We start from the raw sequence: 16,808 nt of genomic DNA, 5'->3' as shown, positions 1-16,808 counted from the left end.
TCCTTGCTGTTAATATCTCAATGTTATTGTAATGCTAAAAGCTTTAGATTGCTATGCATTTTAAGTATATTTGGATCATATAAAAAGAAAGGAGTAGCACGTGAAATTAAGTATCCCTAAGAGAAAAACAAACCGAAGATATAACTATACTCCAAGGTATTATAAAGGAAAGAGTGAGGGGAATATCTACGATTTCGAAAATCGAATCACTAAATATCGAGAAACTCGAAATGCTATTGACTTTGGTTCTCAATGGAGCGAAGATCGAAAAGCAAGTCGTAATCGAGGAAATCGCGAAATAAATAAACGAGTGGTTTATATCGCAGCTGTACTCATCTTTATCTTTTTATATTTAATAGATTTTGATTTATCCATATTTACTGCCGGACAATAAATGTCAGATATCATCCAACTATTACCGGATCACGTAGCCAACCAAATAGCTGCCGGAGAGGTAGTGCAAAGACCAGCATCTGTAGTTAAGGAGCTATTAGAGAATGCCATTGATGCAAAAGCTACGCATATTAAATTAATCGTAAAAGAGGCTGGAAAAACATTAATTCAGGTTATTGACGATGGAATCGGTATGAGCGTTACCGATGCAAGACTTAGTTTTGAAAGGCACGCCACATCCAAAATTAAATCAGCAGAAGATCTTTTTCAATTAAATACCAAAGGATTTCGAGGAGAAGCATTGGCTTCTATTGCCGCGATAGCACACGTTGAATTAAAGACCAGGCAGGAAGAAGATGAAGTTGGAACGGAAATAAAAATAGAAGGTAGCGAAGTAGTTTCACAAGAGGTTTGTATTACGCCAAAAGGTACTTCGATTTGTGTTAAGAATTTGTTTTATAATATTCCGGCAAGACGTAATTTTCTGAAATCTAATGCTGTAGAATTACGACATATTATCGATGAATTTCATAGAGTAGCCATGGTGCATCCGGATATTAAATTTGATATGTATCATAACGGCAGTGAAGTCTTTAATCTACCAGCGGCTAATTATCGTCAAAGGATTGTTCATGTTTTTGGCGGAAAAACTAATGAAAAATTAGTTCCTGTAAATGAAGAAACAGATTTGGTAAGTATTACTGGATTTGTTTGCAAACCGGAGTATGCAAAAAGAACCCGTGGAGAACAATTTTTCTTTGTTAATAACAGATTTATTAAAAGTGCATATCTCAATCACGGAGTAAATTCTGCTTTTGAAGGATTGCTGAAAGAAAAAACACATCCTAGTTATTTTATTTATCTTACAGTAGACCCTACATCCATCGATATTAATATTCACCCCACCAAAACTGAAATTAAATTTGATGATGAACACGCATTGTATGCGATGTTACGTTCTACGATCAAGCATAGTTTAGGACAGTTTAATGTGGCACCAGTGCTTGATTTTAATAGAGATGCCTCTATGGATACTCCATACGAATATAAAAGTAAGGCAGTTAAAACTCCGACTATAGAGGTGGATCGAAGTTTTAATCCTTTTAAAGAAGATAAAAAAGAAGATTCGTCATTTTCTTCTGCCAAAAGCTATGCAAGTTTTAGAAAAGAATCTGCTGGTAGTTGGGAAAATTTATACGCAGGTTTAGATACTTCAGAAATGCAGCCGAAACCAACCGAGAACAATTTTTCTGCTATAGAATTTGAAAGTTCAGAGGTTACCGGTTCTTTATTCAATAAGGATCAGCAAACAGAATTAGAGCATAATACTACATATCAATTAAGAAGGAAATATATAGTAACCACCATAAAAAGTGGTATGGTGATAATTCATCAACATAGAGCGCATCAGAGAATATTATATGAAGAGGTGTTGCGTAACATTACCATGGCAAGTGCCGTGAGCCAGCAATTACTGTTTCCGTTAAGACTATCATTCTCTAAACAAGAAATACAGTTATTAAAAACAGTAAGAGAGCATTTAGAAAATACAGGTTTTGTTTTTGGAGAGTTCACGGGAGAAGAAGTTTCTATATCAGGAATTCCTACGGTTACTACAGAAAGCGAAGTTTCAGTGCTATTAGAAAAATTAGTGAGTGATATAGAACAAGAAGTTCCTGATAGTGGATTTTCGTTAACAGATTTATTAGCCAGATCGATTTCTGGGAGTATAGCAGTAAGGACAGGTGCAGATTTGGCAAACGAACAACAACAACATATCGTAAACAGCCTTTTTGCTTGTACAGAACCAACTATGACACCAGATAATAAGCCAACTTTCATCACGTTAACAGTAGATGATATAGATAAAAAATTTTAAAAATATAATGGGGAGAATTACAGATACAGTAAAGACTTTATTAATTATTAATGTGATCTTTTTTATTGGATCTTTAACACTGGGAGACGCTGCTTATAATCTATTTGCTTTATGGTTTCCTAAAAATGATAATTTTCAGGTATGGCAGATTGTTACCCATATGTTTATGCACGGCAACACTACTCATATTTTCTTTAATATGTTTGCGTTGTACATGTTTGGTAGTCATATGGAATATTCTATAGGCCAAAAGAAATTTTTGTTCATATATTTTTCTGCTGGTTTGGGAGCAGTGGCATTCCAGCTACTGTTTACTTATTTTCAATACCAGCCAGCTTTAACCGAACATTTGGCTGCCGGTATTCCGATGGAAAGTATTCTAGACTTATTTCAAAAGGTGAATAATAATGGTTCTTATTATTCTTATCAAGTGGTATCGCCAGATGTAACTGCTAGACTAATTGATGCTTACAGAACTCCAATGGTCGGAGCTTCTGGGGCTATTTTTGGGGTCTTGGCGGCCTTTGCAGTGGTTTATCCAAATTTACCATTGTATATAATGTTTATACCCGTTCCTATTAAAGCGAAATACTTAATAGGAGGATATTTCTTATTTGATTTATATTCTGGAATAACAGGTCAATCACTTTTAGGACCGTCCAATGTAGCACACTGGGCACATATCGGTGGTGCCGTTATCGGTTTTATCACTATGTGGTACTGGAAAAAGAATTCGTTTAACCAAAATCGTTGGAATTAATGTCACAGATGAACGATTTAAAACTAAAGTTCAGGAGTTTTTCTATAATAGAGAAACTCATTGTAATCAATGTTGTAGTATTTGTATCTTTTTATCTTATAAATACATTTGCCTATCTTTTTAATACTTCAAGTGGTTTTTTATTAGATTGGTTTGTTTTTCCAAAAGAATTTGGAAGTTTTTTAACCAAACCTTGGTCAATCATTACCTATGCCTTTCTGCATAGTGGGTTTTGGCATATCGCATCCAATATGATTATTCTATACTTTTCCGGGAAATATTTTGTCTCTTATCTTACAGAAAAACGAGTTTTAACCGTTTATTTTCTGGGAGCAATTTTTGGAGCATTATTATATATGGCTTCTTACAATTTGTTTCCGGTATTTTCTGAAGTAGGTAATTCTGTGCTTTTAGGAGCTTCTGCATCAGTAATGGCAATATTAATTGCCATAGCAACATATATACCTTATATGTCTGTTCGTTTAATGTTTATTGGTAGTGTCAAATTTTGGTGGATAGCTGTTTTTTTCGTAATTCTTGATATTGCACAAATACCTGCAGGAAATGCTGGAGGTCATATTGCCCATCTTGGCGGAGCTTTATTTGGATATTTATATGCCAGTCAGCTTAAAAAAGGAAAGGATATCGGAAGTTGGTTTGAGAAGTTTATGGATGCTGTAGCGAGTCTTTTTAAACCCAGAAAGAAAAGTCCTTTAAAAACAGTACATAAGGCCAAAAAATCTAAAACTACTACGTCAAGAAAGACAACTGCTCCAAAAGCTAAAAGCCCCAATCAAGCAGAGATAGACGCTATATTGGATAAAATCAGTAAAAGTGGCTATGATAGCTTAACAAAACAGGAAAAAGACTTTTTGTTCAAAGCGGGTAAAGATTAGTCATGAGAAAATTAGTTAATAAGGTCATATTCTTTATCAATTCTTTGGTAGCTTTTGCTTTATTAATGTCGTATTTGTTACCCTATGTTTCTCCTCAAACGTTCCCACTCTTATCGGTGTTGAGTCTTGCAGTTCCGATATTAATTGTTATTAATGTATTGTTCCTGTTATATTGGGCAATACTTTTAAAGCGGAAGATGCTACTATCTTTAGTGGTCTTAATCTTAGGAATCTCTCACCTTTCCTCTCTGTATAAATTAAGAGGTAGGTCGTCAGATGAAATAGACAATACACTTTCGCTACTTAGCTTTAATGTCCACGCTTTTAATCGGTTTAAATGGATTGATTCTGAAGAGATACCTAAAGACATTTCCTCCCTGGTAAGACAAGAAAATCCAGATATATTTTGCGCTCAGGAATTTTATCATAATCCTGATATCGATTTTAGCCAGTATGATTACAAGTATGATCATTTTCATCATAAGAGTAAAGAATTAGCATTAGTGATTTTCTCGAAGTACCCGTTGATCAATACGGGTTCTCTAAGTTTTAAAAAAACGGCAAACAATGTGATTTTTGCTGATATAGCGCTACCGTCCGATACTATCAGGGTCTACAATGTTCATTTGCAATCCCACGGTATAAGTACTAAAACAGACGATTTAGCAAAAGCAGATTCTCAAAAGTTGTTCAAACGCATACAGACATCATTTGTAAAACAACAAAGTCAGGCAGAGCAACTAATTGCTCATATGAAATCATCGCCTTACAGAAATATTGTTATGGGTGACTTTAATAATACGGCTTACTCTTATATATATGACAAGATTAAATCAGAAAACCTTTTGGATACCTTCAAAGAAGCCGGTAAAGGCTTTGGTAAGACCTTTAATTTTGAGCTGTTTCCGGCAAGGATTGATTTTATATTGGTTCCAGACGATACTGAGGTAATTTCTTTTAAAAGTTTTGATATTGAACTTTCTGATCATTATCCAATTTATTCCAAGATTAAACTTTAATTTTGAATTCCGAAACAAAAAATAAAACGTAACAATATAGAAGTATGGGGAACGATTTTATAGATGATCTTTTAGAAGCACTTTCTTTTTCACCGGATAACATCCCTCTTAGATTAAGAATTGCAAAATCTTACTTTGATAGAAGTGATTACATAAAGTCAGAAGAACAGTATCTGGAAGTTTTAAAGTTAGATGGAACTTCTAAGGATGCAAAATTTGGACTATCTAAGTGTTATTTTAGACTCAAAAAGATAGCTCCCGCAGAGATCATTTTAGAAGAACTGATACAGATCGATTCTTTTAATATAGAATATCTCGAATTGTTATGTTATTGTCTATTGGAAGATGATAATATAGAGGAAGCGAAAGAAACATACCAACAAATTTTAAGTATTAATACATCCTATACAAATACAGATTTTGATGGCAAATTAAGAATACAAACAATCCAAAGCAACGAAGATACATATGTGGATGAGGATGCGGTAAAATTTCTTAAAAAGCCTACCATCAATTTTTCGGATGTTGGTGGTATGAGCGAGGTTAAAGAACAGATTTCGTTAAAAATAATAAAACCTCTCGAACATAAAGAATTATACAAAGCTTATGGTAAAAAGATTGGGGGAGGTATTCTTTTATATGGGCCGCCTGGATGCGGAAAGACTCATTTAGCTCGTGCGACTGCCGGAGAGATCAATGCTAATTTTATAAGTATTGGCATTAATGATATCTTAGATATGTGGGTAGGTAGTAGTGAACAAAATCTCCATGAAGTATTTGAAACTGCAAGAAATAATAAACCCTGTGTTATTTTCATAGATGAGATCGATGCCCTGGGAGCTAATCGAAGCGATATGAATAAATCTGCAGGAAGAAATGTGATCAATCAATTCTTAGCAGAATTAGACGGTATTGATAGCGACAATGATGGTATTTTAGTGCTAGGAGCCACCAATACTCCTTGGCATTTAGATCCGGCATTTAGACGTCCGGGACGTTTTGATAGGATCATCTTTGTAGCGCCACCTGACATCACTGCCAAAACGGCTATTTATGAGATCATGCTAAAAGATAAGCCTGTAGAAAATATCGATTATAAAGCTTTATCAAAAGCAGCAAAAGAGTTTTCAGGAGCAGACATTCAAGCGTCGATAGATGTTGCTGTAGAGCAAAAATTGATGCAATCTTTTAGTGATGGTATACCCAAACCTTTACATACCAAGGATATATTGAAGGCAATTAAAAGCATAAAGCCAAGCACTAAAGAATGGTTTACTACTTCCAAAAATTATGCATTGTATGCCAATGATTCTGGTTTATATGACGAAATATTATCATACCTGAAAATTAAGAAATAAATGGAAAATGTGTTTTTTGAAAGAGGTTTTCAACTTTTTCAAATCGGTAAGTATGATAAAGCATTACAGTCGTTAAAAGAGGGTTTACAATCTGATCCAGAGAACTATTGGGCTAAAAGTTTACTTATACGATGTTATCTTGAACTAAATGAGTTTGAGAAAGCAGAACGAATGAATAATCTTCTGATATCTCAGTACCCCAATGAAGATGAATTATTTTATAACAAGTCAGTAATTTTGTGGCATAATGAGGACAAAAAAGAGGCATTGGCCGCTATCGACGACGCTATATCTTTAGATCCTTATAATCCGGATTATTTTGGGTATAAAGGATTAATGCTTTTAGAATCAAAAGATTATATTGAGAGTCTTGCTTGTGCCGACGAAGGTTTAACTCTTAATCCTAATAATGTGCTATGTCTTAATGTTCGAGCACAAACGCTAACCAAGTTAAACAGAAAGCAAGAAGCCGAGCAGACCGTTAGCAACACGCTCAATCAAGATCCTGAAGGTAGTTTTTCTCATGCAAATGTTGGTTGGGTCCACTTAGAACAAGGAAACCATAAAAAAGCGATGCATCATTTTAAAGAATCACTGAAAAATGATCCTACATCAAGATATGCAAAAGATGGAATGTTAGAGTCCATTAAAGCGAAAAATTTTGTTTATAGACTATTTCTTAAATATTCTTTTTGGGTTTCAAATATGAAAGAAGGTAACCAGTGGGCCTTTATCATCGGACTTTATATCGCTTATCGTATAGCTGTTTTTTTGTTAAGTAAAACGGCATATCCTTATTTGGCGTATTTCGTCATTGTTCCTTATTTGTTATTTGCGCTAGGTGGATGGATTATTGGTCCTTTATCAAATGCAATATTACTTTTAAATCCAAACGGGAAATATTTATTAGAAACCAAAGACAGAGTATCAGGGATGTTATTTGCTACTTTGTTTGGTTTGGCTATCGCTAGTTTTTCGTTATTTTTTATATGGAAGATTGAATCTTGGTTTTTAATTGGAATTTCAGCAGTTTGTTCAATAATTCCGATATCCATGTCAGCTTTGATAGAAAAAAAATCATCTAGATATATCAGTTATCTTATAGGTGCCGTTATTCTATTTGCAGGAATTATAGGACCTTTGTTTACAGACAATTTTACGGTTCCCATGATGATTTCTATTTTTGGTTTAGTAGGATACAGTTGGATTGGAAATTTTCTCAAAGGATAGCTTTTGAACCCATTAAGGAAAGGGAAAATATTATTTGATTTAGGAAGGTATGAGGAAGCCATTGCTTATTTTAAGACAACGATCCAAATGTTTCCGGATGCTGATATTGCAAAGTATCTAATTGGGTTGTCACATTACAATCTTAAAAAAAACGAACTTGCATTTTCAATTGCAGAAGAATTAATTGGTAATCAACCGGATCAATATTATGGGTATTATCTAAAATCGATTCTCTTAATAAGGAAACAGGAGTACTTACAAGCTTTAGATTTCATTGAGTCAGGTCTAAGGTTAGACCCTAATATGGTCTTACTATTAAACGAAAAAGGCTATATTTTGATGCAGTTAGATAGAATCGATTACGCTTTTGAAGTGATAAAACAGTCGCTTAAAATAGATCCCAAAAACGCTGAAACACTCAACCTGAAAGCTAAGCTGTTATCTAGAAAAGAATATAGAAGAGGTGAGACAATGAGAACTTTAAGAAGTTCTTTACAGATTTCTCCGGATGACGAAGATACACACAGAGCTGCTGCTATTGTACATCTTAGACTTGGCAACCTTTCGGCGTCAAAGAAGCATATTATTGAAGCACTCAGAAAAGATCCTTCTGATCGGGATGTATTAAAATTCTTGTACCACATTGAAGTCTTCGAACATTGGTTTTTTAGTTTGTTCGAGAAAGTTTACAATTACTGTAAAGGTCCAAATAAATGGTCAATAGCTTCGTTGTTTCTTCTTTTTTTAGGAAGTATTACTCTATTTTTATTAATAAATAATGATTATAGTATTATACATTTTACACCAGTTCTATCGATACTGGTTTTAGGTAGTATTTATGGATATTTACTAGATCCCATCCACGATGTTTTATTTTATGTTAAAAAAGAAAAAAGAGATTTTTTAAGTATTCCTAAAAAGATCAATGTAGTCATTTTTTTAGTACTGTCAACTTTTCTTTTTTTGTTTCCTATAATTCATACCTTTAATCCAAAATCCGACTGGTCTTTTAAAGGTTCGATTATTACTGCGGTTCTATTTAATATTTTATCAAGATTTTTTTTGGACTGGGAAGACACTGTAAAAACTACCGTTAGATTAATAGCTTTGATGGTTGCGACATCTGTTTTTGCAACTCATAATGTTTTCGAAGATGAAATTAAGTATTACATTTTCTTTGTTATTAGTGGTGTTTATTATGCCTTATACTTTTTTATAGATAGTTGGCGCAGGGTAACTTTTGAATAGATCAATCAGTTAAAATCTGAACCAAAGAAAACTTTAGACATATTTTTTATATAATAGCACTAATGTTTTTCGTAAAACTAGATTACATTTTCTCTAAGCGTGTAGCTTTGTTTTGCATGTCTTTTTCCCATTCATCAACAAAAAACGCGTGCCCATTTTTAATCATAAGCTTCATTTTTGCTTTTACAGCTTCTTGAATTTCTATGGGGAAGTTATAAAAGTTCTTATTGATTTTAGTAATTCTACCGTCCTCAATTTCGCTGTTTTGATGCTTGATCGTTACTCTTTTTTTCTGATGGTACGCTACAATTCGTACTCTACCATCTTTATATTTATTTTGACCAGTGGTACCGTAAACAATGATTGGATCAACAGTACCATCACCATCAAGATCAGATAACTCAGAATATTGATTCCAGAAACCTATCGATGTTTCCCAGTCTCCATCTATTTCTCCTTTTATAGTGGATCTTTTTTTGAATTGATAATTGTTATTAATCAAGTTCAATGCATAAACGTTATCATAGAGTGTGTCTTTTTCTTTGGTAATGTTTTTTCTATGATCCGTTAAAACCAAATAATATTCATTTGCATCATCTTTATAAGTATATGCCTGATAGACCTCATTAGAAATACCCAATTGAATTTGTCTTTTATTAGTAAAAATAGTATTCATTTCTTTTTTAGAAAGTTTACGAGCAATAGCGGTATCTAAAAGAATTGTGGCGTCCCTTTGTATGGGTAATGCCGTTACGTTCTGTGCGGTAGTCGTTTCTGAGTTTTCCTTGGATTCTTTAGCTTGTTTTCCGCAAGAAAGAAGTATCAAAAAAGCGCTGTAAAGTAGAATTTTTTGCATAGATAAATAGGATTAGTAAAGCAAGGGGTAGTTCTTGTTTTGCACTAAATGTAAAAAATATTTTTTAAATACCTGTATTTATAGCATCTGACAATCTAATAGATCAGTCAGAATATGCCATAACAGGGCAAAACCTATGATTTTGGTGTTCTTAGGAATTAGTAATAATCCATAACAAAAAATGGCATAAAAACTATGTAGAAAATGAAAACCAATACTACAACGATTTGGGTCAAAAATAGGATTAGCGAATAAATGGTCTAAATCTATAAACATAGCACTCAGAAATATGAGATATACTTTGTTCCATCGTTTGGGAAAGAAAATCAATGCAATTAATAGCGGAACTACAAAATGAAAACCATAATGAATACTGAAGCGTAACACTAAAAAATCGATTGATTCTCTAGGTAGGATAATGCACTCGTACCTTCATTAAATAATAGATCCAAAATAGAAAGATTGGGGATGAAATCATGCTTATCAGAAAATACCTGAATATATTCGGTAAGTTCGTGCGGTTTTTCTTTTTTAGCAATCACCAACTCTCTTAGGTCATTGAGTGCTTTGGGTTCTTTTTGATATACCTTTGTTTTAGAGAATGAGAGGTCTAATTGCAAACAATCAAAGATCACTTCCATACACTGGTAATTAAAGTCAAGCAAGAACTCTTTTCTTTTTTCGAACAGGTGTACCAGATCATCTTCATAATACTCAAAAAAAGGAGAAGTGCGATATGCTGATTGCAAGGATTTCCAATGGAGCATTTGCCATTGAAATTCATTTTCTATCCGTACGTCTTTGTATAATTGTCTGCCTTGTTTACCTGTATGTTTTACAGGTATGGTCAATAAAAGTTTTCCGTTTGCTCCATAAATATATGTTCTATTGCGATATGTTTGTTTTTGATAGTTATCGTGGTTTTCAAAAACAACAGATTTTGATTGTGCAATTGCCACATATTGCACAATAGAACCAAAGTACATAGGATGGAGTAGGGTGGGTTTCAACTGTTTTAGAACTATATATTTTTAAATTTATTTAGCATAAGTATTTAAAAAATCAACACTACACTGTCTTTTTTCTTTTACGATATTGATTGAAAATAATCCAGCCAACAAGTGCAATTAAGAAATAATAAAAATAGGAAACAGGCTTTCCGCTGCCACCAACGGTCGTGAAGAGACGTTCCCATCTGATTTTATTAAATAGTCCTTTGGCATCACTATCCCAACTCATCCAGATAAAAACTGGTTTTCCTACGATATGATTTGCCGGCACATATCCCCAAGTTCTGCTATCTTCACTATTGTGACGGTTATCACCCATCATCCAATAATAATCTTGCTTAAAAGTATAGCTGTCAATGGGTTCTCCATTGAGCAGTACCTGAGTTCCGTTTACAGATAATTTATTGTCAATTCCCATTTCTGAACCTTCATATACTTCAATAATTCTTCTGTATAGAGAAAAGTTTTTTAGATTCATTTTTACCGACTTTCCTGCCTCCGGAATGTAGATAGGGCCAAAGTTATCTCTGTTCCAGCTTACTTTTCCATTATTAGGGAATATCCCAGGTTCCTTGATACCAGGAGGTGTAATAGCTCTATCCAGACTAGCAACATTAGGGTGATTTTTAAATTTGGCAGCAGCTTCATTGGTTAGACCACCCGACTGAAATATCTCGTTGTTATAGCCAAATTCATTTTTTTTGATCCTGTAGCGCTTGTAAAGGTTATCCATATTAAAGTTTTTACCTTTTGTAGTACCACTATATGAAAACTGTAATTGAGCACGATCGGGTAATTCTGTTTGTTTTCCATTAATATGAACATATCCGTCAACTACAGATAAGGAATCACCAGGTATCCCCACACAACGTTTTACGTAATTAGATTTTTTGTCGATGGGTTTATACACGTAGATTCCTGATGGGTCTCTAAAAAAACGTACAGTATCTACTGGCCAGCTAAATACAACGATATCGTTGCGTTTAATCTTTTGAAAACCAGGTAATCTAAAATATGGGTATTGTATATCACTGTTATAGGATTTGGTTTTTACCAGTGGTATGGTATCGTGTACCATCGGAAAAGAGATTGCCGTCATTGGTGTTCTGGCTCCATAATGAAACTTACTCACAAATAAGAAGTCACCTACTAATAAAGTTCTCTCTAAGGATCCTGTCGGAATGGTATAAGGCTGCATAAAGTACGTATGCACCAAAGTAGCCGCTACCACTGCAAAGAGAATAGAGCTGATCCATTCTCCAGAACCTGTTTTTGGTTTTAGATCCCTGTCCTGAATATAAGAAACATCCAACATATAATTTACATAATAAATATATAGACCTAGGGTAACAATCACCAAAATGGTATCGGTAGTAGAATTTTTGCCAAAGCTTCTTATGGTTTCAACCCAAACAACAGGAAGCATAATTACGTTGATAACCGGAATGAATAATAAAATAACCCACCACCAAGGGCGGTTTATGATCTTCATTAAAATTACTGCATTGTAAACAGGTACAGCCGCTTCCCAAGCTTTTCTACCTGCTTTTATATATAATTTCCAGGTGCCTAAGAAGTGAATTACTTGTACTGCCAGGAAAAAAATAAACCATTCTGATAGTGTCATTGTTTTATGTTTTAAGTATAAGTGTATTTAACTGTAAAAGTGTTACACTTTTTAATATGTTGATTATAATCCCAGAACATCTTTCATTCCATATACTCCTTTTTTATCTTGCAACCATTCTGCTGCAACCACCGCACCCAAAGCAAATCCCTGGCGATTGTGCGCCGTATGTTTAATTTCTATATCATCTACTTCAGAGGTGTAAGTAACGGTATGTGTACCCGGAACATTTTCAATTCTCTTGGCAACGATAGGAATGCTCATTTCGTCCCCTTTATCTAATTGCCAGCCAGTTTTATGAGTATTTTCTATGATACCCTCTGCTAATGTAATTGCAGTACCACTGGGAGCATCTAATTTTTGAGTATGATGAATTTCTTCCATACGAATATCATATCCTTCTACAGAGTGCATCATTTTGGCGAGCTTTTTATTTAACTCAAAAAATAAATTAACTCCTAAGCTATAGTTAGATGCATAAATAAAACCACCTTTTTTTTCTTTACAAAGTGCAATGATATCATCATAATGATCCAGCCATCCGGTAGTTCCTGAAACAATGGGTACTGCCGCATTAAAACAATTAGTAATATTGTTTACGGCTGCACTGGGAATACTAAAATCTATGGCTACATCGGCAACAGATAGATCATATTCTTTGTCATCTTTGTCTATCTTAAGCACAATAGTATGACCTCTTTCTATTGCAATTTTTTCAATAGTTTTACCCATTCTGCCATATCCAAGAAGTGCTATATTCATATTTTATTATTGTTGCTTATAAAAGATTAAAAACTATAGTTTACCGACATTCCGTAGCTGGGTGTGGCATCAAATTTATTGAAATGTATATTGGGTTTAAAAGTTAAATCCTTTGATACATTGAATTGTTGTAAGTGAGCTGTTACATTTGCATCGACTATATTAAGTATATAGAGTCCGGCTGTAATAAGTAGGGATAGCTCCTGATCTCTACGAAATCGGCGTTGTCGATCGATTAATTGGTCGTTAGTAAGTATGGCCAGTCTATTTTCACCATCAGGAAGTCCTGCTAACCTTCGTTTATAAAAATCACGAGCTTCAATATATTGACCGTTGTTTACCGTATAAAAGTAAATACCGGCGCCCAAAGCTCCGTATACGATAGGTATTTTCCAGTATTTTCCGGTGTATGCTTGTCCTAATCCTGGCAGAATTGCCGAATAAAAAGCTGCACGAGCCGGAGCTAGCGGCTCATATGGTTTAATTTTCTTATTTCTTTTTTTCTTCTTTTTTACTGCTACTTCTTCTGTAACAACCTTTAATTCTTCCGTTTCATTTTCTTCTTGAGAAAAACTAACTTGGAAACAAAAAAACAGTAATAGAATAATATAAAAGGACTTAGTTTTCACTATCAATAAGTTTCTTTAGGCGTTTAAAATCTTCTTCAGAAGAAAATGGGATAATTAACTTCCCTCGTCCATTACTGGAAACCTTAACATCTATCTTTGCTCCAAAATATTCAGAAAAATCTTTAATTCCCTTCAAAATATATGGTGGCGCTTTACTTTCGATTTTCTCGGCATCCGGTTTTTCTTCTTTATTATTTAAAGACCTTACTAATTTCTCAGTGTTACGAACTGATAGAGAATCCCCGATGATTTTTTCGTAGATATCAAGTTGCTGCTGTTGATCTTCAATATTAATCAGTGCTCTACCGTGTCCCATCGAAATAAATCCATCTCTTATTCCGGTTTGGACAATCGGATCTAATTTTAGTAATCTCAAATAATTGGCAATGGTAGATCTTTTTTTACCTACACGGTCACTTAATTGCTCCTGAGTTAATTTAATTTCGTCAATTAATCTTTGGTAGGATAAGGAAATCTCAATGGGGTCTAAATCTTGACGCTGAATGTTTTCTACCAAAGCCATAGTTAATGACTCTTGGTCATCGGCAATACGAATATAAGCCGGTATTGTTTTTAATCCTATTAATTTAGAAGCCCTGAAACGTCTTTCACCACTTACTAACTGATATTTGTCAAAATCTAATTTACGAACTGTAATTGGTTGTATAACACCGATTTCTTTTATAGATGTTGCTAGTTCTTGTAATGTTTCATCATTAAAACTTGTACGTGGCTGAAAAGGGTTTACCTCAATACTAGTAAGATCTAATTCGATGATGTTTCCAACTACTTTATCAGCATTTTTATCTCCTGCTGATTTTATATCATTTTCCGGGTCTTTAAGTAAAGCAGATAACCCTCTACCTAAAGCTTGTTTTTTTGTTGCCTTCGCCATGAATCCTTAACTATTTTTCTTTATAATCTCGTGCGCCAAACTTAAGTAATTGCTGGCACCTTTGCTAGCAGCATCATAATTTATTATACTCTCACCATAACTAGGTGCTTCACTTAAACGAATATTACGCTGAATGATTGTTTTAAAAACCATTTCATTAAAATGTTTTTGAACTTCTTCAACTACTTGATTCGATAATCTCAATCTCGAATCGTACATGGTTAATAATAATCCTTCGATATCAAGATGTTGATTATGAATTTTTTGAACACTTTTAATAGTATTCAGTAATTTGCCTAGTCCTTCGAGTGCAAAATATTCACATTGAATCGGAATAATCACAGAATCCGAAGCAGTTAGTGCATTTAATGTTAATAGACCTAATGAAGGTGCGCAATCAATTAAGATATAATCATAATCAGATTTAAGTCCTTGCACTGCTTTCTTTAACATGTACTCCCGTTCATCTTTATCGACGAGTTCAATTTCGATAGCTACCAGATCAATATGCGCCGGTATGATATCAACATTTGGAGAGCTCGTTTCCAAAATTGCTTCAGCAGGTTTGATCGTATGTTCTAGGATCTGGTAGGTTCCTTTTTCGATACTTTCTACATCTAGTCCTAATCCTGAAGTCGCGTTAGCTTGAGGATCAGCATCTATTAGTAATACTTTTTTCTCTAATACACCTAGAGAAGCTGCTAAATTTACAGAAGTGGTTGTTTTACCAACACCACCTTTTTGATTGGCAATCGCTATAATTTTACCCATTGGGGGAGATTTGGATTTAAGCGATAAAAATACAATTAATTATACATTATAAAAATGAAAAATATCAACAGTGTTTAATAAAAAAGAGATCATCAGTGTTAATGGTCTCTGCGTAAACTTTATTGGTTATAAATAATTATAAAGTAAAGCTATATCCTAGTTTTAATGAGAATGTGTTGCTTGCGTATGTTGCTCCTACGTAGTCTAAGAAATCACCTATTCTTTCGTATCCCAATTTTAGAGTGAGATCATTATGCATTGAAAGTTTATAAAGAATTCCTAACTCGATTGCAAAACCAGAAGAACTCGTTTCGATCGGCACATTAAAATCTTCATAAAGGTACTCTTCATTACCCTGATTGTCAATTCTTAAATATGCAGTATCGGAGTTTAGTAGTCTGCTATTAATATAGAATAAACCAATGCTAGTGTTTATTTTTCTTTGTGATTGACTGAAGTTATAGAGAATTCCAAGTCTTATATTTATTGCTTTTGTATTAATTCTTGTAGTTCTGTAGTTTCCAATTAAAACTTCGTCGTTTCTAAAATATGCAGTTTCCGAATTGATTTCATTGTAGAATGCTCCAACAGAAAGAGAGGTTTTTGAATTAAACAAAGTAGGAGTATACATATAAGTTGCCCCAATAGTTGGTTTTAATGAATTACTAAATTCTTTTCCTCTTACTCTTTCTCCTTTTTCGGCTATGCCTGTGGAGTTTAGACCAGCTTCAATAATAACATTATGTACATCCTTTCTTTTTAATCTTTCAGAGCTAAAAGAAACCCCCTCAGTACAATTATTATATTCGGTAAACGCTTTAGATAAACTTGTTAAGTTCAGTTTTATATCATCAATTTGAGATTTTATAATATCGCAATCATTAAACTCTAGGTTTAATATTCCAATGTATCTCTTAAGTTTGAACTGTCCTCTACTTAAATCCCCTTCGTTTTTGGTGATTATATCTAGTTTTTTCAAGCCGGACTTTTCAGATTTTAAAAAATATCTTTTACTACCGTTTTCATCATTGTACAGAAGCAGGTTCGCTTTTCCTTCGACAATAACTTCCATAAAAACAGGTTTTAAATTAACTGTTTCAACAACCACTTTTTTGTCAATGTGATCAAAAGTATAATATTGTATCTGGTTGGTTGTAAAGGATTCGATCTCTTTGCTTTCTGATTCCTTAAATAGAACAGATCGGTAATCTTTCTTGTTAAAAAATTGTATCCATCCTTTTTGTATTTTACCATCTCTGAAATGAATAATACCGGGTTCAAATTCATTTTGAGCAAAAATAGCGGTGTTTATAATTAAGAAAATAGATAAGAAAATTGTATTCTTCATAGTTGTAATTTTATATATGTTTTTAGTAAGTGTCTTAAATTGGAAAATTGTTACCACTAAATCAGAAACTTTCAAAAAAAAAGACAGAGTGCTTTTTACACGCTGTCTTTTAATACCTATCAGTTTT

General features: G+C 33.6%; 17 protein-coding genes. 8 read left to right on the top strand and 9 right to left on the bottom strand.

What is annotated here, in order from left to right:
* Nucleotides 1–100: 100 nt before the first annotated feature.
* Genes ACE94K_RS19860 through ACE94K_RS19825 form a run of 8 tightly spaced genes read left to right on the top strand, consistent with a single transcriptional unit; the run spans nt 101 to nt 8,783 of the window.
* Nucleotides 101–394, top strand: coding sequence for a hypothetical protein (locus tag ACE94K_RS19860; RefSeq protein WP_378176619.1), 294 nt, complete (start codon nt 101–103; stop codon nt 392–394).
* On the top strand, nt 395–2,272 hold the full coding sequence (gene mutL, locus ACE94K_RS19855; protein WP_378176617.1) for a DNA mismatch repair endonuclease MutL: 1,878 nt from the start codon (nt 395–397) through the stop codon (nt 2,270–2,272). It begins immediately after the preceding gene.
* Nucleotides 2,273–2,279: 7 nt separating this feature from the next.
* Nucleotides 2,280–3,032, top strand: a complete 753-nt coding sequence (locus tag ACE94K_RS19850) for a rhomboid family intramembrane serine protease (RefSeq protein ID WP_378176613.1) — start codon at nt 2,280–2,282, stop codon at nt 3,030–3,032.
* Complete coding sequence (locus tag ACE94K_RS19845) at nt 3,032–3,928, top strand: rhomboid family intramembrane serine protease (RefSeq protein WP_378176610.1); 897 nt, start codon at nt 3,032–3,034, stop codon at nt 3,926–3,928. Before ACE94K_RS19850 ends, ACE94K_RS19845 begins: the two co-directional genes overlap by 1 nt.
* Before the next feature lie 2 nt (nt 3,929–3,930).
* Nucleotides 3,931–4,947: an endonuclease/exonuclease/phosphatase family protein gene (locus ACE94K_RS19840; RefSeq protein WP_378176607.1), complete on the top strand. Its 1,017-nt coding sequence runs from the start codon at nt 3,931–3,933 to the stop codon at nt 4,945–4,947.
* 44 nt (nt 4,948–4,991) lie between these two features.
* Nucleotides 4,992–6,305: an AAA family ATPase gene (locus tag ACE94K_RS19835; protein WP_378176604.1), complete on the top strand. Its 1,314-nt coding sequence runs from the start codon at nt 4,992–4,994 to the stop codon at nt 6,303–6,305.
* Nucleotides 6,306–7,535: a tetratricopeptide repeat protein gene (locus ACE94K_RS19830; RefSeq protein ID WP_378176601.1), complete on the top strand. Its 1,230-nt coding sequence runs from the start codon at nt 6,306–6,308 to the stop codon at nt 7,533–7,535.
* Nucleotides 7,536–7,538: 3 nt separating this feature from the next.
* On the top strand, nt 7,539–8,783 hold the full coding sequence (locus ACE94K_RS19825) for a tetratricopeptide repeat protein (RefSeq protein ID WP_378176598.1): 1,245 nt from the start codon (nt 7,539–7,541) through the stop codon (nt 8,781–8,783).
* A gap of 82 nt (nt 8,784–8,865) precedes the next feature.
* Here ACE94K_RS19825 and ACE94K_RS19820 read toward each other — a convergent pair whose 3' ends face one another.
* From ACE94K_RS19820 to ACE94K_RS19780, 9 genes are all read right to left on the bottom strand, one after another.
* Nucleotides 8,866–9,639 (bottom strand): M949_RS01915 family surface polysaccharide biosynthesis protein, encoded by a 774-nt coding sequence (locus ACE94K_RS19820; protein WP_378176595.1) that lies wholly within the window; start codon nt 9,637–9,639, stop codon nt 8,866–8,868.
* Between the two features lie 78 nt (nt 9,640–9,717).
* Nucleotides 9,718–10,026, bottom strand: coding sequence for a DUF6122 family protein (locus ACE94K_RS19815; RefSeq protein WP_378176592.1), 309 nt, complete (start codon nt 10,024–10,026; stop codon nt 9,718–9,720).
* Complete coding sequence (locus tag ACE94K_RS19810; protein WP_378176589.1) at nt 10,026–10,649, bottom strand: WbqC family protein; 624 nt, start codon at nt 10,647–10,649, stop codon at nt 10,026–10,028. Before ACE94K_RS19810 ends, ACE94K_RS19815 begins: the two co-directional genes overlap by 1 nt.
* Nucleotides 10,650–10,707: 58 nt before the next feature.
* The gene (lepB, locus tag ACE94K_RS19805; RefSeq protein ID WP_378176586.1) at nt 10,708–12,276 is read right to left on the bottom strand and encodes a signal peptidase I; all 1,569 of its coding nucleotides are present in this window, start codon (nt 12,274–12,276) and stop codon (nt 10,708–10,710) included.
* A gap of 63 nt (nt 12,277–12,339) precedes the next feature.
* The gene (gene dapB / locus ACE94K_RS19800; protein ID WP_378176583.1) at nt 12,340–13,038 is read right to left on the bottom strand and encodes a 4-hydroxy-tetrahydrodipicolinate reductase; all 699 of its coding nucleotides are present in this window, start codon (nt 13,036–13,038) and stop codon (nt 12,340–12,342) included.
* A gap of 26 nt (nt 13,039–13,064) precedes the next feature.
* Nucleotides 13,065–13,667: a DUF5683 domain-containing protein gene (locus tag ACE94K_RS19795; protein WP_378176580.1), complete on the bottom strand. Its 603-nt coding sequence runs from the start codon at nt 13,665–13,667 to the stop codon at nt 13,065–13,067.
* Nucleotides 13,657–14,562: a ParB/RepB/Spo0J family partition protein gene (locus ACE94K_RS19790; RefSeq protein ID WP_378176578.1), complete on the bottom strand. Its 906-nt coding sequence runs from the start codon at nt 14,560–14,562 to the stop codon at nt 13,657–13,659. The genes ACE94K_RS19795 and ACE94K_RS19790 overlap by 11 nt, the downstream gene beginning before the upstream one ends.
* A 6-nt stretch (nt 14,563–14,568) precedes the next feature.
* Complete coding sequence (locus ACE94K_RS19785; protein ID WP_378176575.1) at nt 14,569–15,333, bottom strand: ParA family protein; 765 nt, start codon at nt 15,331–15,333, stop codon at nt 14,569–14,571.
* A gap of 136 nt (nt 15,334–15,469) precedes the next feature.
* A complete protein-coding gene (locus ACE94K_RS19780; protein WP_378176572.1) occupies nt 15,470–16,681 on the bottom strand; it encodes a hypothetical protein in 1,212 nt (403 codons plus the stop codon).
* Between the last annotated feature and the right edge of the window lie 127 nt (nt 16,682–16,808).

Source organism: Aquimarina besae (assembly GCF_042434905.1).
Classification (GTDB): Bacteria; Bacteroidota; Bacteroidia; order Flavobacteriales; family Flavobacteriaceae; genus Aquimarina.
This window is presented reverse-complemented; position numbering and strand designations above follow the sequence as displayed.